Genomic DNA, 23,189 nt, shown 5'->3' on the forward strand with positions numbered 1-23,189 from the left:
TACGTTTATATCTTAATCAATCCAACAACACGCCTCTATCTCTACTTCCATCCCACCATACTGGTGCACCCCAGTCATTCATTCCTTCACTCAAATGCGCTGCTACATTCTCGGCATTAAAATTTATCTCCGTCGATGGATAAGGCATTCTTCTAGGAATAAGCCCATTCAACAAAGGATCAGTCAAAGGATGATCTGCCGGCTTCAATTCTGGATAACCTGTTCTTCTCCAATTGGCATAGGCTTCGGTAGGGTTATAAAAATTGACCATGTATTGCTGTAAGCTGATTACTTCTAATTCGTTAGCTAATCCTGCGCTTGGCCAAACGGTCGAAATGTAATTTTGAATATCTCCAGAAATTGGTCTTGCACCCATCACATTTACAAGCTCCGCGGCACTGGCCAAAACTGCTTTTGAAAAATGTGTTTGCGCATCAATCACACCAGTTCCTCCCCAGCCCCTTGCTGCCATTTCAGCCTTGAAAAGTTCCACTTCGGCATAAGACATATACATCGCTGGCATATCCAAAGCAGTCAGTTCTTTATTAATTTGAAGACATTTGAACCTTTTGGATAGTACAATGTCCTGCCCTCCTCTTTGCACAATTAAAGTACCATGTGACAAATCATAATCATCGGTATTATTGTACCATTGGAATCCTGGAGGAAAGGCTCTCAACTTGCCTTCCGAAGCTAAGTACTCATCTGTTACTTCTATACTTGATTCAGTCGTTGACTTTGACTTTTCAGGAGTAGACTCAAAATTGGCCTCGCCATAAATACCGAACATAGACCGAAGTCTTGGGTCTCTAACTACATCATTCCCATCGACTGTATCTTTCATATAGTCTACATAAGTTTTGCAAGCCAGTGTGTACTGTGTAGTGAAGTGCTGCACTTGAGAAAACGCATTGCCTCTGATCTCCTGAGCCCCAACACTTGCATAGTCAAAGTCGGCGTGAGTTACATAGGCCGCATCTGTATAATCCTCCATTACTCCTCCATTCAAGGCCAATAGGGCTTCTTGTTGTGCCTTTGCCTCATCTACATTCACTAGCCTCAAAGCATATCTCAACCGAAGTGAATTTGCAAATTTGGCCCACTTGCTTACATCTCCTTCAAAAATTAAATCTCCTTGAATTGGTTTTTCAACATTCAATAAACTGACCGCTGTATCCAATTGAACAAAAAAGTCATTGTAAATGTCTTGCTGCGTGTCATACTTTGGTTTAATGATTCCCTCGGAAAAACCTTTGGATGCTTCAAAATATGGGACATCTCCGTAAGAATCTGTCAACTGAGCAAAGATCATCACTTTGAGAATTTTAGCCATAGCCAGATAATTAACCATTGCTTCATCTCCAGATGTTTGATTAATAACAATTTCCAAATCATTGAGATTCTTATAGGAGGCTTCCCATAAGTATTCAAAGTAAAAAGGGGTGTTGATATAGATTTGTCCCCTGTCCGCTTCTCCTCCAGTCACCATCTGCATGATGGCCATATGGTAGGCAAAAGTAGATCTCCAAGTCACCTCACGTTCTCCTGAATGTCTGATTTGAACTGTAGAAACTAACGATGCAGGATCTGCAACGATAGAACTGGTTGGGTTTTCATTTAAGTCATCAAAATCATCACAGCTCCAAAAGCTGCCAACCAATAGTAGTAAGACTAAAATGTTATAACTCGTCTTCATATTTTTTTAAAATTTAATATTGAGGTTGAAACCTAAACTCCTTCTTTGAGGCAAAGAAGCATATTCGTACCCTTGACCATTGCTGACTGTGTAAGTTGATTCTGGATCAATGTTGGGCACATTGGACCAAATAGTCCAAACATTTCGAGCAACAAAAGAAATAGTAGCAGACGTTATAAAACCAGTAGATTGTATCATTTTCGTCGGGAAAGTATAAGAGAGCGACACCTCCCTCAACTTCACATAAGAAGCATCATATATAAAAGGAGATAATATACTGCTATTAGCCAACCTACCATAATAATCTACAGGGTTAGAATATCTGTCATTGGGTCTGTAGGTATATGTCTCATTACCTTCTTCATCAAGCACCGGCGCTCCGTTATCATCCACTGCTACTTCTTGTATAACACCGTCTGCTAAAAAGCCATTTGTCGGTGTCCATTCATCCAATGGAACATTAGCCGCAAGTCTTTCGTCTTCGGACTGATGCCATCCTTCTCTACCTTCTATGGTATTGATATGTCGGCCATATTGATACAGTTTCATATTAGTCATGGACAACAAATCCGCCCCATATTTCATATCAATATGTGCTTTTAAACCGAACCCTCTATAGGTTAGTTTGTTCGTAAATCCGCCTGTCCAATCATATTGTCCATTGCCAAGCACTACCTGCTCATCACCAACAACAGGCAATCCATTGTCGTCAACTATTGGCTCTCCTGATGGGGATCTTTTGAAATCAAAGCCAACAATATCTCCATATGCGCCACCCTCTTCGGCTCGGATCAGTGAATTAATCCATGAGGCTCTGGAAATTTCTTGTGTGCTTGCATCCGGATGCAACTTTACAATTGAGTTCCTATTTCTTGCCCAGTTGAGCGTCATATCCCATAGGAAATCATTAGTCTTAATTGGCTCAATATTCAACATGACCTCCCATCCGTTATTATTGATTTCTCCAGCATTGATCAACTTATACGCCTTTCCTCCACTGGCCAAAGACACCGGTAAGTTCACAATTTCATTGTAAGTGGTTTGGTTGTAATAAGTCACATCCAATCCGACTCGGTAATTGAAAAGCTTAGCCTCTAATCCAAATTCATAACCTTTGGTCAATGACGCTACCAAATCGGGGTTAGGAATAATTGATCCAGACTCGGTGGAGAATGTGGCACCATCTAAGGTATATGGATAAGGATAGTAAGATCTATCTAAACCATAAGGGTCTGTACCGTTACCCACCTCTGCGTAAGAAGCCCTCACTTTTCCGTAGGAAAGTAAACTAGACTGAATATCAAAAGCACTTGTAAAAACAAAGGACCCTGTAAACGAAGGATAAAGCACACTATTATTGTTGTCTGGAAGTGTTGAATCCCAATCTTGCCTTGCTGTGACATCCAAAAAAGCAAAGTTTTTATATCCCACATTCGCGAAGGCATAGAATGAATTAATCTCGCCTCTCGGATTGGTTTTATTCAAAGAATAGTCTCCATAGTTGTTGATAGAGATAATTCCTTTAGACACTTGTCCGCGGCCATTTGTAGTCACAGTGGAAACATCATAGTGTCTACTATTTCCTCCTAAACTTATGGACCCATCAAAATTCCCAAACTCTTTCGTAGCTGTAAGTAAGAATTCTGCATTGGTTTCTGTTGTCCGTGAATTAATTTCTGACATTTCACCAGATTCTTGTAAGGGTGTAGAATACGGCGCATAGTTATAGTACTTGTAGGAATAGGTATCTCCTCCACCTTTTACTCTTAAATTCAACCAATCAGTAAAATCATAAGTCAATGACAAATATCCCATTACGCGATTTTTGTCTGACTCATTTTTCATATTGTACATGGCATAATAGGGATTAATAATCCTTGAATCATTATGCCAGTATAGATAATCTCCGTTAGCATCCACCTTGCTTTCATTGAGCCATTTTTGGTCGATGTTTAGTGGCAGCTGCATCAAGGGTAATGCGGAATTAGCCCCAGAGAAGCCCAAATAAGGTCTATTATCAACATGTTCTTTTGTATAGGTGATTTTGGTATCAACTGAGAATTTTTTCCACATTTTCATATTTCCTCTCAAACTGAAAGTATTCCTCACCAAACCACTATTAGGAACTATGTCCTCCATTCTCATGTCCGATCCAGAAAAACGGAAATTGGCAAACTCATTACCTCCTGAAAAAGCTATGGTATTATTAATTGTGGTACCTGTTTGAAAAAAGGATTTTATATTATCCTCTTTTATACCATAATCTCTCAATTGTCCATCGAATTGCACAAAGCTCAAATCAGGATTTAATTTTTGCCCCCAACTATACATGCCAGTAGCTTCTCCTTGATCTCTAGGTGGTGTATTAATACCTTGACCATAAACTTTTTGAGTATCACCGTATTGTCCGATGACCTGTTCTGCGGTGAAATAGGACGAATAGTCTATACTAAAATTATTCCCACCATTTTCCTTCCATTTTTTTGTAGTTATCATAACTACCCCGTTGCCTGCCCTCGAACCATACAAGGCGGCTGCCGCAGGTCCTTTTAATACGGATATAGATTCTATATCATCCGGGTTAACAGAAGATATTCCATCCCCTTGATCAATACCACCATATTCTCCGGCTTCTCCAAAATTGCTATTGTCCATCGGCACACCATCAATTACATATAAGGGTTGGTTCGTACCCGTGATTTTAGAATTGCCTCGAATGACTACTTTTGAAGATCCGCCAGCTCCGGTATTTGGCTGACTAATATCCACACCAGCTACTTTGCCTGAGAGTGCATTGACGGGATTGATAGTTTTTATTTGAGCTAGCTCTTTTCCATCTACTTCAGTGACCGAATAGCCCAACGACTCCTTCTCTCTTGAAATACCAAGCGCGGTTACAACCACGTCTTCTAGCACCTCGACGTCAGGTTTCAATCTTACTGATAGTACTTCCTGATTTCCTACTTCAACTTCTTGTGTCAAAAATCCTACATAAGAAAATTTAAGAGATTTGGTATCATTTTCTATATCCAATGTAAAGGCTCCATCTATATCAGTGACGGTACCAACACCTCCGTCATTTGACAGAATCGTAACACCTGGAAGTTCGACTCCCTGGTCGTCTGTGACTATCCCCTTTACAGACCTACTCTGACTCAACCCTGGAGTAGCATGCAATAAAATAACGGCAATCAGTGCTATTATTTGGTAAAAATTGATTGTGTATTGTTTCTTCATACTTTGATCATTCTGCTTAGAATTTGCACTAAATTAAATTCGCGCAAAAAAACAACTATGCTGTGCTGTCCTGCTTATAGAAGACAGCCTTATAAAAAGTTAGGTATGGGAGTTTAAATAGATTGGAAGGGATTCTCTTGGCGATTGGCTAGATCATAGCCTTTATATCCCCAATAGAAACTCGGAATTTAATATTTTTTTGGAGAATGAGCATTTGACAATAGCAAAATTTAATTATTTCATGTACACTAGCTATTGCATACAATCAATATATTGATCAATCTAGCACCTATCAATTATTGTTAAAATCAAAAGCTCACTTAATAAAAAATTACATCATTGATTTACCAAATGTTTTACCTTATTACTATATATAATTGATTTAGAGATACCTAAATAGTCCCCTACGGACTACAAAAGGAAGCTCAAAAGGCTTCCTTTTTTTGTATCTATCCGCATCAATAATCACAATACATCAGGTTCTCCTTTGTAATAATATCCAATGGGAGGTACTGATTTTTTGGTACTTCAGTCTTTAGTATTAGATGTTTGTATAGCGCCTGAATGGCTAGATACCCTTGCTTGATCGGTTGCTGGTCGATGAGATAATCAATCCATCCATTTTTCAAACCATTCACATTAGGCTCCACTAAATCATAACCGACAATTCTCATGCTGGCTTGCTTTCTAATCTGATGAATTTCGTCAAGGACTATGTAGGATTTGGAATGGGGTAAAAACAAGTGAACGGGTTTATCTTCTTTCAGCAAGCGAGTCCTGAAATCTGCCATGGTCAACCCATCTCTCTCTAGGTTCACCTTTGTGATCTGAATATTTTTTTGCTTTTCAAAGTAGAATTCTAGCCCTTCTATTCTTTTGTTGATCGCTTTGTTCTGAACATCAGTAGCTGACAGCGTGACCACCCAAATGCAAAAATCCGAATCATAAGCATTGCTCAATATATTGCCTGCCATGACTCCACTCTGATGCGTGTCCTGACCCACAAAGCTCAAGTAATCCATTCCATCCATCGTCGCATCTACAAATACATACGGTACGTCTGTTTCTTTGAGCAGTCTCACGGCTTCTCCATCTTTGGATAGCATGTTTGGAGACAGTATGATGCCATCTGGCTCACTAGCTAGGGCATCACGGATGGCAGCTGCCCTCACCTGCTCGTTTTGTGATGAAACTGCAAACTCTTGCTGAGTAAAACCCATCGCACTAAATTCAGTCACCGCACGATCAATTCCTGCTCGATGCTTGTCCCAATAGGGGTTGTCATCTGGCAGTACGACGGCAATTTTATAAGTGCGATTCAATTTTAAATTGCGCGCGTAGATGTTGGATGAATAATTGCCCTTCTTGGCAATCTCCAATATTTTTTCCTTCGTTGCCTGCGCCACACGGCCTCTATTGTGCAGCACTCGATCTACAGTGCCAATGGATACTTCCGCTTTGCTCGCTATCTCCTTGATTGTGATTCTTTTAGGCATTGGGTTTCAAAATAAACACAAAGAATTTTTTTAGATTGTCATGCAATATAGTACATTTGTTTATTAATGTTAACGTACACACAAGATATACCTTCACTTCTGAGGGTTTTTTTAGAACCAATTGCGTTAACGTACACACAAACATTTTGAAGAATGGAGAGTTTAAAAAATAAAGTAGCAGTTATCACCGGAGGTGGTGGCGTATTGTGCAGCACGATGGCTCAGCACCTTTCTAAGCTAGGATGTAAAGTCGCTATCCTGGATCTAAATAAATCAAATGCAGAAAAGGTAGCAGAAGAAATCAAAGCGCAGGGAGGAGACGCTATCGGTGTAGAGGCCAATGTCCTTGTGAAAGACAGTTTGGTAAAGGCAAAGGAAGAAATTCATAAAGCCTATGGCACTTGCGATATATTAGTAAATGGCGCCGGAGGAAACCATCCTAAAGGCACTACAAGCAAAACGCATTTCGAAGCTGGTGACCTAGAAGCCTCCGAAGATATTACGACATTTTTTGACCTTGACCCCAAAGGCATCAAGTTCGTATTTGACTTGAATTTTATCGGCACACTACTACCGTGTCAGATTTTTGCTGAAGACATGGTGGGCAAATCAGGATGTACCATTATTAATATATCATCTATGAATGCCTTTACACCGTTGACCAAAATTCCAGCATACAGTGGTGCCAAAGCAGCCATTTCCAATTTTACGCAATGGATGGCGGTACACTTTTCAAAAGTGGGCATTAGAGTGAATGCCTTAGCACCAGGCTTCTTCCTGACCGATCAAAACAGACGATTACTCACAGAAGAAAGTGGTGAACTAACTGCGCGTGGCAACACCATCATAGAACATACGCCCATGGGTAAGTTTGGCGAACCTGAGGATCTCTTAGGCACATTGGAGTGGCTGGTAGGATCTGGTTCTTCTTTCGTGACTGGGGTCACCATTCCGATCGACGGCGGATTCAGCGCATTTAGTGGGGTTTAAAACATTTGACCGATGAATAAATTAGAACAAACTTGGAGATGGTATGGTCCTAACGACGGCGTAACCCTCTCGCACATCAAACAAGCAGGGGCCACAGGCATCGTGTCCGCTCTGCACCACGTACCCAACGGGGATGTATGGACGGTAGAAGAAATCAACAAACGAAAATCAGAAATCGAAGCGGCAGGATTGACCTGGTCGGTCGTAGAAAGTGTACCAGTACACGAAGACATCAAGAAACGAACCGGAAACTTCGAATTGTACATCGACAATTATAAGCAGTCGATTACCAACCTTGGTGCATGTGGCATAGACACCATCTGCTACAATTTTATGCCTGTGTTGGACTGGACCCGTACAGATTTGGATTATCAATTTGGAGACGGCTCCACTGCGCTACGCTTTGATGCCACAGCATTTGCTGCTTTCGAACTTCATCTGCTGAAGCGACCTAATGCTGAAAACGACTACAACTCTGAGCAGCAAGCAGCGGCAAAGACTTATTTGGAGCAGCTTTCTGACGAAGCAAAAGAATCGCTCGTCAACAATATCATTGCAGGCCTGCCCGGCGCAGAAGAAGGATATACTTTGCAGCAATTTCAGGAAGTACTTGATACGTACGAGCATATTGACGCTGATCAACTCAAGGCAAATTTGTTTGCGTTCTTAGAAGCAATCGTTCCAGCAGCCGAACAAGCGGGTGTGTTGATGTGTATTCATCCAGACGATCCGCCATTCCCCATTTTGGGACTACCCAGAGTGGTGAGTACAGAGGCCGACATCAAGCAACTGTATGAAGCCGTAGACAGCCCAAACAACGGCCTGACCTTTTGTACAGGCTCCTTTGGTGTGCGTGAGGACAATGATTTGGTAGGCATGGTACAGCGACTAGGGAGTCGGATTCACTTCATCCATCTTCGTGCGACGAAAAGAGACGCATTGGGCAATTTCCATGAAGCGGATCATTTGGATGGTGACGTCGATATGTTTGGCGTAATGAAAGCGCTAGTTGAAGAACAAGAACTGAGAATTAGGAATAATCGCAAAGACATTCGAATGCCATTTAGACCTGATCATGGTCACAAGATGCTGGATGACTTGGTGAAAAAGACAAATCCGGGCTATTCGGCCATTGGTCGACTTCGTGGATTGGCAGAATTGAGAGGTTTAGAATTAGGAATCAGAAAATCGAAAGAGGGATGAAGACATTTTTAGGAGATGATTTTTTGTTGACAAACAAAGTGGCAGAGGAGCTGTATCACAATCATGCAGCGCCCATGCCAATCATAGATTACCACAATCATTTGGATCAAAAATCTATGGCCACCAATCATCAATTTCAAAATATCACAGAGGCGTGGCTGTATGGCGATCACTACAAGTGGAGAGCGATGCGAGCCAATGGCATTGATGAAAGGTACATCACTGGAGATGCTTCGGATGAAGAGAAATTTCAGAAATGGGCGGAAACTGTCCCAAATACACTTAGAAATCCACTCTACCATTGGACACACCTGGAGCTGCGCAGATATTTCGGCATAGATGAATTACTATCTCCAGCAACCGCTTCGGAAATTTATACAGAAACGGCTGGCTTGATAAAAAAAGATTCACACTCCTGCATCGGTCTTTTGCTTCAAATGAATGTAGAATCTTTGTGTACCACAGATGACCCAATCGACAACCTGAGTCACCATCAGACCATAAAGGAGAGAATAAAAGCTCCGAAAGTATATCCGACATTCAGGCCTGACAAGGCATTGCAATTGGATGGATCTGAAGACTGCCTGGCCTACCTAGAGCAACTGGCCATCGCTTCTGGCATCACCATCGATTCTTTGGATGCGTTGCTGGATGCCTTGCAGCAGCGAGTGGATTATTTCCATGACAATAGATGCCGAGTGTCTGACTTAGGATTTCATCAAATACCATCATTTGACCCGAAGGCGACTGGCTTAGATCAGCTCTTGAAGTCTGTGCTCAACGGAACTAATCTTGAAACTGATCAGAAAGAAAATCTACAAGGATATGTGCTAACTGCTCTTTGCAAAATGTATCACGCCAAAGGGTGGGCACAACAATTTCACCTGGGTGCCCTTCGAAACAACAACGAACGCGCGCATAGAGAGATAGGCCCAGATACTGGGTACGATTCTATGGGTGACTATAGCCAAGCCGTGCGATTGTCTAAGTTCTTCAATAACCTAGACAACACCGATCAGCTAGCTAAAACGATCATTTACAATCTAAATCCTCGTGACAATGATATGTTTGCCACCATGGCTGGAAATTTCAACGATGGCAAAATCATTGGTAAAATGCAATTTGGCACGGGCTGGTGGTTTTTGGATCAGAAGCAGGGCATGGAGGATCAGATGAACGCGCTCTCCAACATGGGACTGCTCAGCAGATTTATTGGTATGCTGACGGACTCCAGGAGTTTCTTGTCTTTTCCTAGACATGAATATTTCAGACGTATCTTATGTAATCTCATCGGCACCGACGTAATGAACGGAGAGCTTCCTCATGATATGGTTCAGCTGGGGCTGATGGTTGAAAACATTTGCTATAACAATGCAAAAAACTATTTCGACTCTGAATAATAAAATGACAACAGAGTCGCGGCTGATTCACAAAACAATTTGCAATAAAACTTGTCAATGAAATACAATCGATTGTATTTTGCAGTCAGAAACCTAATTTTCAAGATGGTAATCAAAAGAACATTGCTAAGACTTCTCATTATTATGGCGCTGCCCGTTGTAATGAGCTGTCAATCTTCAAGTAATCAGCGTGCACTCAAGCTCGCCCACGGCCTGAATGAATCACATCCCGTACATGTGGGGCTGATGGAAATGGGAAGGCTGCTGAGTGAGATATCCGGAGGTCAGATGACCATGGATATTTATGCCAATGGACAACTTGGACAAGAACGTGACCTAATGGAATTACTACAAATAGGCAGTCTTGATATGACTAAAGTTTCTGCTGGATCGATGGAGAATTTCGTTCCCGAGTTTAAGGTTTTGACCTTACCTTATCTTTTTTCAGACTCTACGCATACGTGGAACGTGCTTCAAGGAGAGATCGGGGAAAATTTGCTTTCAAAAGGCGATCAGTATCGACTCAGAGGCTTGTGCTTTTATGATGCAGGCAGTAGAAGTTTTTACTCCAAGGAAGCACCTATTAATTCACCCAAAAACCTTGAAGGACTCAAGGTCCGTGTGATGAATAGCCAATCGGCTTTCAATATGGTAAATGCGCTCGGTGGCTCGCCTACGCCGGTTTCTTTTGGTGAGCTATACACGGCTTTGCAGCAAGGTGTGGTAGATGCAGCTGAAAACAATGCACCTAGCTTTTATACTTCCAGACATTATGAAATCTGCAAGCACTATTCGATTGATCAGCATACTACTGTTCCCGATGTACTCATCGTAAGTACCTATCTCTGGGATAAACTCAATGAGCAGGAAAGAAAATGGCTTCAACAAGCCGCCGATCAATCTGTAGAGTATCAAAAACAAGTATGGGCCAGTTCGGTTCAGGAAAGCTTAGCCGCAGTACAAAAGGCCGGTGTGAAAATCTACCATCCAGAAAAAGGCCCATTTCAAGAGAAGGTAGCCAAGCTTTACGATGAGTTCAAATCTCAGCCGGAGATGTACCAACTCATTCAAGACATTCAAGCAGCTAAATAAGATCACGCGCTATGAGAGAAAAAATAGATCAAATATTAGAATATGTATTGAGTGTGTTGCTCGGCCTGATGGTGCTCAATGTACTGTGGCAGGTGACCTCACGCTTTTTACTCAATGACCCCAGTGCATTTACCGACGAGCTATCTCGCTATCTACTCATTTGGGTAGGACTGCTGGGTGCTGCTTATGCCTCAGGCAAGGGCATGCACGTGGCGATAGAATTGCTCGAAAGAGCGCTCAGTGAGAGACAAAAAAGAATTCAACAGTTGGCTATCCAAGCGATCGTCATCGTGTTCGCCTTTTTGGTGTTGATTGTGGGTGGTATTCGCTTGGTGGATATATCGTTTGACCTGGGGCAAACCAGCTCGGCGATGCAAATCCCTTTGGGCTATGTCTATCTCGCCCTTCCGCTCAGCGGCTTACTGATCGCCTACTATGCTGTATCTGATTTTTTCAACTTGCTCAAAAAGAACTAATGGAAAATATTGAAGTAATTGTACTTGTACTGGGATTCCTAACACTATTAGCCATAGGCGTGCCTGTGGCCTATAGTGTGGGCTTGGCCTCTTTAGTCACTATTTTGATCAACATCGACACGCTACCTGCTTTCACCACGATCGCGCAGCGTATGGCGACGGGGCTCGATAGTTTTTCTTTGTTGGCCATCCCGTTTTTTATTCTGGCCGGACAAATCATGAATCAAGGGGGCATTGCTCACCGATTGATCGCTTTCGCGAAAGCTTTGGTGGGCTCTTTTCCAGGAGGGTTGGCCTATGTCAACATCATCGGGGCGATGCTGTTTGGTGCCATATCGGGTTCGGCCATGGCAGCGGTGTCTGCCATCGGGGGAACATTAGGGCCTCGCATGGAAAAAGAAGGGTATGAAAAATCTTATAGCGCAGCGGTTAACATCGCTTCGTCTACAACGGGACTAGTGATTCCTCCCTCTAACATCTTGATTGTCTATTCGCTGGCCAGTGGAGGGGTGTCGATTGCGGCGCTCTTTTTGGCGGGGTATATACCGGGGTTATTGATGGGATTGGCACTGATGCTAGTAGCATATATCTATGCCAAAATCAAAAATTACCCAAGTGGAGACAAATCTAGCTTCGGCCAAATACTCAAAACCTTTATTCAGGCCTTTCCAAGTTTGATGATGTTGGTGGTAGTTATAGGCGGAATTGTCGCAGGGATTTTCACGGCAACAGAAGCATCGGGTATTGCCGTGCTGTACACGTTTGTATTGTCCTTGGTTTACAAAGAATTGACTGTAGAGAAAATCAGACAAATCACCATTGGGTCTGTAGGGACTACGGCTGTAGTAGCGCTATTGATCGCTTGCTCGATGAGTATGTCTTGGGTGATGGCGTATGCCGACATCCCACAGGCGGTTACGGCTGGCTTACTCAGCATCTCTGACAATCCATGGGTGATTCTATTGCTGATTAACTTACTACTGTTGGCTGTCGGAATTTTTATGGATATGACACCGGCTGTATTGATCTTTACTCCGATCTTCTTGCCTGTGGTGACTGCTATAGGCATTGACCCAGTTCATTTTGGGATCATCATGGTGATGAATCTATGCATCGGGCTATGTACGCCTCCTGTAGGTTCGGTGTTATTCGTAGGCATCGGCGTAGCCGGCATCTCTCTGGACAAGGTGATCAAGCCACTCATTCCGCTATTTATTGCCATGATCATCGTGCTGATGCTCGTGACTTACATCCCAGAACTGAGCCTCTTCTTACCAGGATTATTTGAGTAAAATTTTGTAAAGCAACACATAACGATAGCACTAGTTAAGCCGACCGTCTATGAGGTAGAGTCCGTTTGAATAGTAAAAAAGTCAGCTGTATTCAGTATATTGAAAACGCCAAAAGTACACCTAGTTCAACAACGGGTATGTTTTAAACAAAACTACAGCTAACAATGAGAAAGATATTTATGTCGATCACAGTAATACTGTGCTTCGCTCAACCCACATTCAGCCAATCGTATAAAGTTGGAATTCTTTTTGATCAATTTGCAAGCGTAAGGTGGACCATAGATTCTATGCATCTTAGGCAATCATTTGAAGCACTTGATATGTCTGTAGACATACAAGTGGCACATTCCCAATTGGAAGTTCAAAAGCAGCAAGCACGTGCTATGATTGAAGCTCAGGTAGATGCTCTGATCATCGTTGCGGTAGATGGTTCGAAGCTTGAAGATATTGTCGCCGAGGCCAAATCCAATAACATAGTGGTAGTAGCTTATGCAAGGCCAATTCTATCTAGTGACATTGATTTTTTTATAGGGTATAACAATGCCGAAGTAGGTCAACAACAGGCGCTGTCAGTAATTAAGTCAATGGACCAAGGGAAGGTCATGCTCATCAACGGCCCTTCCTCAGATAACAATGCGGTTGTTTTTAGGGACAATCAATTACAAGTACTACAGCCCTATTTGGAGTCTGGTGCCATTCAAATTGTCAATGATATCATACTGGAGAGTTGGGATGAAATGTCAGTACTACTTAAACTCTATGAGATTAAACCAAATATGGAAGAAATAAATGCTGTCATAGCTGCTACTGACAATTGCGTTAAAGCATTAATGGAATATGTGAATGATGAGGAGATATTAAAAAAAATATACATAACTGGACAAGATCCCACCTCAGAAACTATTTATCGAATTGAAAAGAGTATTCAAAATATGACTGCATTAAAGCCTATTCAACCTCTTGGAAAAAAAACAGCCAGTTTGACTCGTGCACTTCTCATGGGGGAAAAGGACCTAAAATTTTCAACCTTGAACATAGAAGGAAATACTCTAAACGCATATTTATTTAACCCAACTATTATTAATGAAGACAATATTGACGTATTTAAAGTATTGATTAAATAATTATTTCGGCATATTCAATTTTATTTCTTCTGGCTTATTATTTCACAAAATCTCATGAAAAAAGTCGTACCCAAACAAGAGCACGACTTTCAACACCTAATACTTTGTAATTATTATTTTGGCACAAACGTAAATGTAAACATCTAGGTAGGTGCTGGGTAGTAAACTACTATTCCGTTGATCGGGATACTGTATCACCGACTCATTACTCAGTTAGTTTTGATGAATTCAGAATATCAAGCTTGAAAAAACAGACGCTTTGAGCACTCTACTTAGAAAAATTCTTTTTAAGATTTAAGAAGAAAATATAAATTGAAAGTTAAAAATATTCAGGATTATCGAACACATCAGAAATTCCATTGGCCGGTTTTTTAACCAACCTTTTTCTGCCCTAGACAGTAAGAAAAGTCGTTGGACTCTGGTTTGTATCACTGGCATGTATGGTATCCTTTTTATGCATTTGTATGTGCCATTTAATGTACAAAAATGGCCTCAAAATGCTAGCATACCTGAATACGTATACCTAACTGCCTTTGGCCTGGTCGCATGGATTTATCTGATCATAACGCAAATAGCTATCAAAGAGCTTTTACATTTTCAACAATTTACTAATAGACACTTTATTATATGGACTATAGTAGAATTGCTCTTTCTCAGTTTACTGATGATGTTCTTGTTTGGCGACCTAAAGCTAAATTTATTGCATGAGTACTGGTTGGCATTTAAACTAACGTTGCTTGTCGGCGTCATCCCATACTCTGGAGTCATATTATATTTCAAATTATTAGAGAAAAACAAAACCACTATTTCGACTAATCATCTGGTAAAGATTACCGATTCTAATAGTGACCTCAAGCTGGTCGTAGACAATAGTCAACTGCTACTTTTAAAATCAGCAGACAACTATGTAGAAATATACTACCTCAAAGATGGTCAGGTCAAAAAAGAGCTGGTTCGGACGACATTGAAAATACTTGAGCAACAATTGTCCAGCCAGCCAATTAAAAGGTGTCAGCGATCGTACATGGTAAATATTAATCGGGTGGCCGTTATCCAAAAAAACAGTCAAGGATATATTATTGAACTGAATGGATACGATCAACCTATACCCGTTTCTAAAAATTACAAGCAGTATTTTGTAAATCTATTAAATAATCAAGATTCTCAATAAAGCGTTGCATTCACCCCATATCAGTTTGGTTTATCCCTAAACACTTGCCCAATTAGGGTTTCATACTACTTTTCCTAATGTTTACTTAGTTAAGTATATTTAATTAAAAGAACATTTATATATGCGTAAGGATATTGTTGTTTGGGGATTGTGTTTATTGTTCGCATGTAGTTGTACAGAAAATAACAAAAAGGCTGAACAAAACGAAACTTCAGGAATATCTTCAACAACGACTGTAAGCACCAATACTAAAGAAGGCGCTCAGCTATTCAATACTTGCGTGGCTTGCCATGGCCAAAATGCAGAAGGAAATCAATCCTTAGGTGCTCCGTCACTTGTCAACCAGGATGATTGGTATCTCATCAGACAATTGGAGAACTTTAAATCAGGCATTCGTGGTGCCGATCCTTCGGACGTTCAAGGAACACAAATGGCGACCATGGCCAAATTACTAGACAGCCCGGATAAAGTAAAGACAGTGGTCTCGCACATAAAATCACTTGCTCCTTCAAGTACTACCAAGACTATAGAGGGAGACCCCAAGGCCGGCAAGCAATATTATAGCATGATCTGCGGAGCGTGTCACAGTGAAGGTGCCATAGGAAACGAAGCCCTCAATGCTCCAAAACTAGTGGGTACAGACGATTGGTACCTACATAAACAATACAAAAACTTTGCGGATGGAATAAGAGGTTCACATCCAGAGGACACATTTGGTTCGCAGATGCAAATGATGTCTACTTCATTACCAGATGAGGAAGCGCTATTGAATGTGATTGCCTACATTAAATCTCTTGAGCAATGAGAAAAGGTTTTTTTACTGCTGCTTTACTATTGGGTGCAACTGTACTGTTCATTCGGTTCAACTATGCATTGAGAGATCACGATGCCATCATACAGCTCTGTGACACATGTCCTCCGGGTTTTGAGCTTACCAGTGATAATGAATGCGAGCCGCGCAACTTGTACATGATGTACAGTTCATTAAATGACAAAGGCGTAGGTGGACTAAAAACAGCATTACCTGCGGTTCGAGCAGGCTTTTCTCCTCAGCAAATTGATTTAGGACGTTACTTGTTTTTCGACCCTGTTTTATCCAAAGATGGTACAATCTCTTGTGCTACCTGCCACGATCCGGACAAGGGGTTTAGCGATGGCTTGGCGCAAAGTGTGGGTATAGATAACTATGTATTGCCCAGATCGGCGCCATCTCTGTGGAATGTCGCCTACATGCAACGCTTCTTCTGGGATGGCAGAGCCACTACACTCGAAGAACAAATGAAAGGTCCGCTCTATGATGCGCATGAAATGGGAAATAACCCAGACTCACTACTGGCCACTCTCAATGGCATTGAGGAATACCAAAAGCTTTTTTCAATTGCGTTTCCTGAACGCAGGGGCCATGAGATCACCTTGCCAGAAATCTATAAGGCCATTGCCGCTTTTGAATCGTCATTGATATCATTGAATAGTAGATATGATCAATACGCACATGGCTATGCAGATGCTCTGTCCCCAAAGGAAAAAGAAGGACTCAATGTTTTCCGATCTTTTGTGGCGCGATGTGCCGAATGCCATACACCTCCCCTTTTCACCAACCAACAAATAGCGGTATTGGGCACGCCAGATCCCGAAGGCATGCCCTTTGATGCCGGCGCTCAGATTCCGATGAACGATTCCACTTTTAGAGGTGGGTTCAAAGTGCCAAGTCTGAGAAACATTGAAAAAACAGCACCCTACATGCATTCTGGAAGATTTAAAGATTTGAGAGAAACGGTTCAATTTTATACGGATGGCAGAGGACATGCCGTACCCGAAAATGAAGAACTCATCATACATTGGCATATATGGGAGCCAAATTTGGCAGATCACGAACTGGATCGATTGGTTGATTTTTTAAAGACATTGACTGACGAGACTTTCAAACCAAAAATCCCTGATCAAATACCATCTGACCTGAATTCTAAATTAGCTAATTAAAATATCTAAATATAAAATATGGAAAAGTCTAAAAAATGGCCTCAGATCCTGATTGGGATAGTTCTTCTTTCCGCAGGTATATTCGTTGGAAAAATATGGTTTAATCCTCCGGTAGCTATACCACTACCAGTGGCCTATACCAACAATGAAGGCGGAAACACTGGTGTGATCCCTAGCTCCTATGATCCGGTCAACGGGAAGATCATCGAAGTGAAAGATGGCGACAAAATACAAGACGCGGTGGTCGAAGCAAAGTCTGGCGACTTGATCAGGGTATATCCTGGTGTCTATAACGAAACCGTGTATATCGACAAAGATGGCATCACGCTACAGGGCGTGACTATTAATAGCGAATGGGCCATTTTAGATGGACAGTCACAGCTGAACGATGCTTTTTTGTACTCTGGAAACAATATCACGATTGAAAATTTCAAAATCGTTAAGTACAAAGGGAACGCCATCATGGGACAGGCTGGCAACAACTATGTGATCCGAAACAACTGGATCATTGACACCGGTGTCTACGGTATATTCCCTCAGTTTGGTAAGAATGGACTGATCGAGTACAACATACTATCAGGCATAGAAGACGCTGCCATATACGTAGGCATGTGCGATAATGTGGATGTAAAATTCAACGAAGTATTTGAAAGTGTTGCTGGGATTGAGATTGAAAACTCCAGACATGCACTGGTAGAAAGTAATTACGTGCATGACAATACAGGTGGGATATTGGTATTCATCACGCCGGGATTACCCATCAAAACTACCTTTGATGTGATTGTGAGAAACAATTTTGTGGTCAACAACAATACGCCAAACTTTGCCATTCCGGGATCGATGGTATCTAGCATCCCTCGGGGTACAGGTATTGTGATTATGGCTGCGGATGACGTCATCGTGGAAAACAACATCATCTCTGGCAACATCAACGCTGGTATTGCCATTACGGACTTATCCTTCGGCGCACAGATTTCTAAAGATCCAGACTCAGATCCATATCCAGACCGATTAGTGATTCTTGACAATTTCATGCATAATAATGGCACCGACCCGATTGAAGAAATTAAGGTGGCTATGATGACACAATTCAGTGAGCTTGGCCCAGACATCGTGGCTGTAGGTGGAGGTACAGGCAGTACCATTAGAAATCGAAATCAATACCGGACTTTCGGTATCGGAGGGTATGGAGAAGCGACTATCACCAACACGAAAAATGTAAAAACATTCCTGTTGGACGAAATGGTACAACCACGAAGTATAACTGCTTCGGAGCGTGCCAAGCTGACCTACTATGGAATATGTGCTGGGTGTCATGCTTATGACATCAAGATGATAGGCCCTCCTACCAAAATTATCCAGGCACTATACAAAGACAATCCCGAAGGCATTGCTGAGTATGCTGCCAATCCAGTAAAAAAACGCCAGGATTTTGCTGAAATGCCTCCGCAAAAGCATATCGACGATGAAACTCGCTTAGAAGTAGCCAAGTTTATGTTGAGCTTAACCAAATAAGCATTAAGGCCTCGCTATCGCGAAAGAAACTTAATACACTGAGGACCTTTGACAACCGGTATGTCAGAGGTCTTTTTGTATCCGCCTGTGATTGAATCAATTTTCATGACACTGATTTGATCTGATCTTTTCTGAGCTACCAACAAGTATTTACCTGAAGGATCCACTTCAAAAGCTCTCGGCCAGTCCCCTCCACAACTTTCATTGCTAATAATATTCAATCCACCAATTTGTTGATCTATTTGTCCTACCGCTAGCGTATTAGCTCCACGATTCGAAGCGTATAAAAATCGTCCATCGGGGGTAATATGTAAGTCTGCAGATTTGTTGAAACCGTCAAAGCCTTTGGGCAAAATACCATTCTCACCGACTTTTTTTGTAATACCTAATTCAGGGTGATATACGTACGTCAGTACGCGACCGGTCAGTTCAGCCAAGACATACACATACGGCAGACTCGGATGAAACACCAAATGTCGAGGGCCGAAACCAGGAGTCACTTTGGTAATAGAAACGGGTTCTTTAGAGAAAACACCTGTGTCATTCAACCTATAAGTTTTCACTTCATCCGTACCAAGATCGGTCACATATACTAAATCTCCCGTCGGAGCAGGTAATATCATATGTGCATGCGGTCCTTCTTGTCTACTCTGATTAATACTTGACCCTTCGTGTTTGATATGAGAAACGCCGTCGCCAATTCCACCGTTTTCGTCGATGGTATAACTCGCAAATGAGCCTGAGACATAATAGGCCACCAATACATATTTCTTGTCAGACGAAATACTGATATAGCAGGGACCTTTCCCCATGTGATCAACGGCATTGATCAGAGTAAGCTCACCAGTTTGCCTGTTTATTTTGAAAGATTGAATGCCTTCCTTATTCACAGTATACAATCTAGAATCGGCTTGGTTCACAGCCAGATATGAAGAAGTTTTCACTTCTGATACCTGGTTTACTTTCGTCAATTTACCTGATTCTTCCTCCCAGTTGTAAACACTAATTCCATATTCCGAAACTGGGAGATTGTGTGAAACATATACAAAATGAGTGGGCTGTGATTCCGAATGAAACCAGCCAAAAATAGAAACAAGCAAAAAAAGGAGTGACTTAACCATTCTTGAATTTTAAAGTAATGTAATAATATCAGCAATTATATCGCTGAATATTGGCTTAGAGTGCATATTCAGCGATTCTGTACGATTTGACCCCCACTTTCGAACTTTCAAAACCTGTGATTCGACTAACTATGAATATCATTTTAAAGCAAGATAATCATGAATAAAAATTACAATCTTTTAAGAAAATTACAGCGATCATTAATGGTCGCGACTATGGTTGCACTGGGGTCATTGGCCGTTTCGTGCGGAGACGATGAAGAAGACCAGGACGACAATATCGCCCCTATCCCAACAATCACATCTATCAGTCCTGATAGCGCAGAGCCTGGTGATGACATAACAATCACAGGAACTGATTTGAGTGATGCGACTAGTGTTACATTCAATGAAGTGGCAGCCGCCGCTATTGTTTCTAACACTGCTACAGAAATAGTCGCCACACTTCCGGAAAATGCCTCTACTGGCAAAGTATCAGTTGCTACTGCAGGTGGTTTAGCCATTAGCGAAGGCGATCTAACGGTGATTGTCATTGGCGCTGCTGTAGTAGAGAGTATCGAGCCGATTTCTGCTCAAGTAGGAGAAAACATCGTAATTACCGGTATTGATATGGAAACTGTGTCTTCTGTAAAAATTGGAGATGTAGACGCCACCGTAGTAAGTACCACAGCAACGACTGCAGAAGTAACTGTAGGAGAAGGCACAACATATGGCGCGAAGACTTTGACGATTGTCAATGAAGGTGGTTCTACAACTACATCTGTAGAAACCACCAAATTTTATGTAATCCAAATGATCGATGAGATCTATCAGGAAACCTTTGATAGCGAAAACCCTGACGTAATAGGGATGACAGGAAGTGCTGATGGTGAAGAATCTACCGTGCACGGAGTGAGCACGGAGGTATCAGAAGAAGCTACGGATCTACCACCAGCTATCGATGGTGCATTTTTTCATATGGAAGGATTCAGTAGTATGGAATACTCTACCAGTTACATGGCTCAACTGGGTTTAAGAACACAAGACGTAGGTACATTTGCCGATTTTTTCGGAGATGCTATTGCAGCTGAAGATGTTTATTTCAATATCCAGATCAACTTTGGGGAATTACCTGAAGGTTATGCAACATCAGAAGACGCAGCAGATATTCTAGTCGGCTTGAGAATCAGATTTGAAACTGATGACTACGAATGGACACCTACCATGAAAGAAATCCATGATTTAGGATTTGAAGCAGATGAAAATGGATGGTACAACCTTTCCGTCCCTGCCACACTTTTTGACGATGACGCAGCTATTGGTACATTTGCCTTCAAAGACATGAAAAGGTACGCAGTAGCGCAAAGACGAAACTATGGAGCAGGCACGGCATTACCACTAAGTACGGCAGGTGGAGGAGTTCATGCGACCTTAAGTTTTGACAATGTAAGCATCTCATTAGGTGGTCCATTGAGCTACTAAAATCTAACTGTTCACACTTAGTTTAATAGACTAAGAAGTTAGGCCGGAGGGGAAACCCTCCGGTTTTTTTTGTGTTTACACTTTCCCATTTTCCGACCTCCATTTCTTCTGATTAATAGGCATGGTTTGCACTCGTACTATTCAGACGATAAATATGATTCTAGCATAATCCTGGACTTAAAGCAGCAGCGATTCGAAGTGACTATTCACTTAAGTGAAAATCTGGACAAGGTTTGATGTATGTTGTACTAAATAACACAACACTTGTAGGCCTATTGATTTCTCCCCATCAATTGATAATCGAAAAGAGATGGATGAGAAGTGAGCGATTGATTGGTGCCTTCTATATAGGCATTAGGCCCGTATTCAATCCTGATATCACGGTTGGCATGAACGCCGATGAGCCGAGCTGATGCGCCATCATTCATTCCGTCCAACAAAACAGTACCCTTCTGATCAAAAGCATTTTCAAAATGCACATCGATATTCCAGAAAGTAGTAAACGCCCCGTGAGATGGTTTCCAATACGATGCCCCTCCACCAGCAAACAAAGGATAAGACATAGATCCCTGATCCAAATTCACATATACTTTGATATTGTCAAATAAATTTTGATGATTAGCCCCAGAATGCTGATCTAGTATTGGATCACTGTAGATCGTACAATCGTGATACACACTTTTGGTCGCGTGTGTATTAAAACTCAAGGGGTGAATGACTTTATTAGATACAATCAAGTTGTCCACCAAAACATTGTGCACGCTACCCATACTCACCGAATAATGCGCTTTTTTATCACCCAACGTAATGATATCTCGAATAGTGACATTGGCAGATTCCTCGGTCAGTATCCCACTGTCAGCATTTTCTATTCTCACATCGTTCACCCAGCTATTGAATAATCTCGTCAAATAGATGCCGTTGTAACCATCTTCTACGTGGTGTGCGATATTTGGTGCCATGGGAAACTCTATTTTGAAATGCTCAATACCTACTTCTTCGAGATGAATCCAGGCTGTCATCTGGCAATTCCATACTGAACGAACGTCCTGCAACAAAGGGTCTTTAATAGTAATCGTAAGGCCATCAATAGATGTAACTTGGACTTGTTGTACGACCAATGGATGCTCAGGGTAATTCCAATGATGTGACCCCACCTTTAAATCCGAATAGTTATACAACTCCTGGATCAAGGACCCTTCAGGCCCTTCATTGTTGAACCATTCAATTTGGACAATATCTCCTACTTTCAAACCATCCATGCGCTCACACTCGATTTTATTTCTCCCCTTTTTTCCTTTGGCCAATTTGGCCAATACCACAGGCGCTTCATCATACTTATTCAAATAGTTTTTTACTCGAGCGCCTGGATAAATCGTCCATATCATCCCTCCCGACCAGGCATATTGTGAAAAAGGTAAATCGATGTTGTTCTCTGGTTCTCGCTGTCTTTTATTTAATTCTATCAGGTATTCCCTAAGTTCTTTTAGCTCAGGTGGATTCTTGAGAAAGGACATGGGTCTTGGACAAAATATGGTAGTACCACCTTGACCACTCCCTGCTCCTCGTAGCACCAAATTGCTTCTCCTGATATATATTATTTCACTAAGTATCAACTTTCCAGGCGGCAACTGAACTACTACAGGGCCTTCTACCTCATGCGCTGCTGCCATAGCTTTCAAAATAGCTTGACTATCGTCCAGTCCATCATCTGGCAATGCGCCAAATTCTATTACATCAATAATTTTACCCTTGGGGTTTGAAGGAATTTTTTCTTCGCTAAATCTGTAACCTGCAAAAGAATAATCAGGTAAATACACCTCTTCTTTGATGGACTCATCAGATATTATTTTTGGCTCATATTCATTCAATAATGAATAGGAAGAGTAGAGACACACTGCCAGTGTCCCCACCATTTTTAATGAAAAGCTCATG

Annotated in this window: 17 protein-coding genes; 12 read left to right on the forward strand and 5 right to left on the reverse strand. The window is 41.7% G+C overall.

Annotated elements, in window-relative coordinates; all coding sequences use genetic code 11:
• Positions 1 to 16 precede the first annotated feature (16 nt).
• From R8N23_RS19185 to R8N23_RS19195, 3 genes are all read right to left on the reverse strand, one after another.
• Positions 17 to 1,696: a SusD/RagB family nutrient-binding outer membrane lipoprotein gene (locus R8N23_RS19185; protein WP_318173223.1), complete on the reverse strand. Its 1,680-nt coding sequence runs from the start codon at positions 1,694 to 1,696 to the stop codon at positions 17 to 19.
• 6 nt (positions 1,697 to 1,702) lie between these two features.
• A complete protein-coding gene (locus R8N23_RS19190) occupies positions 1,703 to 4,933 on the reverse strand; it encodes a SusC/RagA family TonB-linked outer membrane protein (RefSeq protein ID WP_318173224.1) in 3,231 nt (1,076 codons plus the stop codon).
• A 458-nt stretch (positions 4,934 to 5,391) separates the two neighbouring features.
• Positions 5,392 to 6,429, reverse strand: a complete 1,038-nt coding sequence (locus R8N23_RS19195) for a substrate-binding domain-containing protein (RefSeq protein WP_318173225.1) — start codon at positions 6,427 to 6,429, stop codon at positions 5,392 to 5,394.
• Between the two features lie 153 nt (positions 6,430 to 6,582).
• On the opposite strand from R8N23_RS19195, the gene R8N23_RS19200 reads away from it, so the two are divergent.
• The 11 genes from R8N23_RS19200 to R8N23_RS19250 all read left to right on the forward strand — a co-directional run bounded on the left by R8N23_RS19200 (position 6,583) and on the right by R8N23_RS19250 (position 18,672).
• Positions 6,583 to 7,419: an SDR family oxidoreductase gene (locus R8N23_RS19200; protein ID WP_318173226.1), complete on the forward strand. Its 837-nt coding sequence runs from the start codon at positions 6,583 to 6,585 to the stop codon at positions 7,417 to 7,419.
• 12 nt (positions 7,420 to 7,431) lie between these two features.
• Complete coding sequence (gene uxuA / locus R8N23_RS19205; protein WP_318173227.1) at positions 7,432 to 8,622, forward strand: mannonate dehydratase; 1,191 nt, start codon at positions 7,432 to 7,434, stop codon at positions 8,620 to 8,622.
• Complete coding sequence (uxaC, locus tag R8N23_RS19210; protein WP_318173228.1) at positions 8,619 to 10,022, forward strand: glucuronate isomerase; 1,404 nt, start codon at positions 8,619 to 8,621, stop codon at positions 10,020 to 10,022. Before uxuA ends, uxaC begins: the two co-directional genes overlap by 4 nt.
• A 57-nt stretch (positions 10,023 to 10,079) precedes the next feature.
• On the forward strand, positions 10,080 to 11,114 hold the full coding sequence (locus R8N23_RS19215) for a TRAP transporter substrate-binding protein (RefSeq protein ID WP_318173229.1): 1,035 nt from the start codon (positions 10,080 to 10,082) through the stop codon (positions 11,112 to 11,114).
• An 11-nt stretch (positions 11,115 to 11,125) separates the two neighbouring features.
• Complete coding sequence (locus tag R8N23_RS19220; protein ID WP_318173230.1) at positions 11,126 to 11,590, forward strand: TRAP transporter small permease; 465 nt, start codon at positions 11,126 to 11,128, stop codon at positions 11,588 to 11,590.
• Positions 11,590 to 12,882: a TRAP transporter large permease gene (locus tag R8N23_RS19225; RefSeq protein WP_318173231.1), complete on the forward strand. Its 1,293-nt coding sequence runs from the start codon at positions 11,590 to 11,592 to the stop codon at positions 12,880 to 12,882. Before R8N23_RS19220 ends, R8N23_RS19225 begins: the two co-directional genes overlap by 1 nt.
• Positions 12,883 to 13,046: 164 nt before the next feature.
• Positions 13,047 to 14,006, forward strand: a complete 960-nt coding sequence (locus tag R8N23_RS19230; RefSeq protein ID WP_318173232.1) for a substrate-binding domain-containing protein — start codon at positions 13,047 to 13,049, stop codon at positions 14,004 to 14,006.
• 436 nt (positions 14,007 to 14,442) lie between these two features.
• Positions 14,443 to 15,177: a LytTR family DNA-binding domain-containing protein gene (locus R8N23_RS19235; protein ID WP_318173233.1), complete on the forward strand. Its 735-nt coding sequence runs from the start codon at positions 14,443 to 14,445 to the stop codon at positions 15,175 to 15,177.
• 121 nt (positions 15,178 to 15,298) lie between these two features.
• Positions 15,299 to 15,982: a c-type cytochrome gene (locus R8N23_RS19240; protein WP_318173234.1), complete on the forward strand. Its 684-nt coding sequence runs from the start codon at positions 15,299 to 15,301 to the stop codon at positions 15,980 to 15,982.
• Positions 15,979 to 17,157, forward strand: a complete 1,179-nt coding sequence (locus tag R8N23_RS19245; protein WP_318173235.1) for a cytochrome-c peroxidase — start codon at positions 15,979 to 15,981, stop codon at positions 17,155 to 17,157. Before R8N23_RS19240 ends, R8N23_RS19245 begins: the two co-directional genes overlap by 4 nt.
• A gap of 18 nt (positions 17,158 to 17,175) precedes the next feature.
• A complete protein-coding gene (locus tag R8N23_RS19250) occupies positions 17,176 to 18,672 on the forward strand; it encodes a parallel beta-helix domain-containing protein (RefSeq protein WP_318173236.1) in 1,497 nt (498 codons plus the stop codon).
• 14 nt (positions 18,673 to 18,686) lie between these two features.
• On the opposite strand, the gene R8N23_RS19255 is transcribed toward R8N23_RS19250, so the two are convergent.
• Positions 18,687 to 19,793 (reverse strand): lactonase family protein, encoded by a 1,107-nt coding sequence (locus tag R8N23_RS19255; protein WP_318173237.1) that lies wholly within the window; start codon positions 19,791 to 19,793, stop codon positions 18,687 to 18,689.
• Between the two features lie 159 nt (positions 19,794 to 19,952).
• Here R8N23_RS19255 and R8N23_RS19260 point away from each other — a divergent pair, with 159 nt between their 5' ends.
• Positions 19,953 to 21,254: an IPT/TIG domain-containing protein gene (locus R8N23_RS19260; RefSeq protein WP_318173238.1), complete on the forward strand. Its 1,302-nt coding sequence runs from the start codon at positions 19,953 to 19,955 to the stop codon at positions 21,252 to 21,254.
• A 272-nt stretch (positions 21,255 to 21,526) separates the two neighbouring features.
• Here the strand turns inward: R8N23_RS19260 and R8N23_RS19265 are convergent, their stop codons facing one another.
• A complete protein-coding gene (locus R8N23_RS19265) occupies positions 21,527 to 23,188 on the reverse strand; it encodes a glycosyl hydrolase family 28-related protein (protein ID WP_318173239.1) in 1,662 nt (553 codons plus the stop codon).
• Between the last annotated feature and the right edge of the window lies 1 nt (position 23,189).

This window comes from Reichenbachiella sp. (genome assembly GCF_033344935.1).
In the GTDB taxonomy this organism is placed as follows: domain Bacteria; phylum Bacteroidota; class Bacteroidia; order Cytophagales; family Cyclobacteriaceae; genus Reichenbachiella.

Coding starts and splice junctions, on each gene's coding strand:
- R8N23_RS19185 (WP_318173223.1), bottom strand. CDS start 1,696: ATGAAGACGAGTTATAACATTTTAGTCTTACTACTATTGGTTGGCAGC.
- R8N23_RS19190 (WP_318173224.1), bottom strand. CDS start 4,933: ATGAAGAAACAATACACAATCAATTTTTACCAAATAATAGCACTGATT.
- R8N23_RS19195 (WP_318173225.1), bottom strand. CDS start 6,429: ATGCCTAAAAGAATCACAATCAAGGAGATAGCGAGCAAAGCGGAAGTA.
- R8N23_RS19200 (WP_318173226.1), top strand. CDS start 6,583: ATGGAGAGTTTAAAAAATAAAGTAGCAGTTATCACCGGAGGTGGTGGC.
- uxuA (WP_318173227.1), top strand. CDS start 7,432: ATGAATAAATTAGAACAAACTTGGAGATGGTATGGTCCTAACGACGGC.
- uxaC (WP_318173228.1), top strand. CDS start 8,619: ATGAAGACATTTTTAGGAGATGATTTTTTGTTGACAAACAAAGTGGCA.
- R8N23_RS19215 (WP_318173229.1), top strand. CDS start 10,080: ATGAAATACAATCGATTGTATTTTGCAGTCAGAAACCTAATTTTCAAG.
- R8N23_RS19220 (WP_318173230.1), top strand. CDS start 11,126: ATGAGAGAAAAAATAGATCAAATATTAGAATATGTATTGAGTGTGTTG.
- R8N23_RS19225 (WP_318173231.1), top strand. CDS start 11,590: ATGGAAAATATTGAAGTAATTGTACTTGTACTGGGATTCCTAACACTA.
- R8N23_RS19230 (WP_318173232.1), top strand. CDS start 13,047: ATGAGAAAGATATTTATGTCGATCACAGTAATACTGTGCTTCGCTCAA.
- R8N23_RS19235 (WP_318173233.1), top strand. CDS start 14,443: ATGTATGGTATCCTTTTTATGCATTTGTATGTGCCATTTAATGTACAA.
- R8N23_RS19240 (WP_318173234.1), top strand. CDS start 15,299: ATGCGTAAGGATATTGTTGTTTGGGGATTGTGTTTATTGTTCGCATGT.
- R8N23_RS19245 (WP_318173235.1), top strand. CDS start 15,979: ATGAGAAAAGGTTTTTTTACTGCTGCTTTACTATTGGGTGCAACTGTA.
- R8N23_RS19250 (WP_318173236.1), top strand. CDS start 17,176: ATGGAAAAGTCTAAAAAATGGCCTCAGATCCTGATTGGGATAGTTCTT.
- R8N23_RS19255 (WP_318173237.1), bottom strand. CDS start 19,793: ATGGTTAAGTCACTCCTTTTTTTGCTTGTTTCTATTTTTGGCTGGTTT.
- R8N23_RS19260 (WP_318173238.1), top strand. CDS start 19,953: ATGAATAAAAATTACAATCTTTTAAGAAAATTACAGCGATCATTAATG.
- R8N23_RS19265 (WP_318173239.1), bottom strand. CDS start 23,188: ATGAGCTTTTCATTAAAAATGGTGGGGACACTGGCAGTGTGTCTCTAC.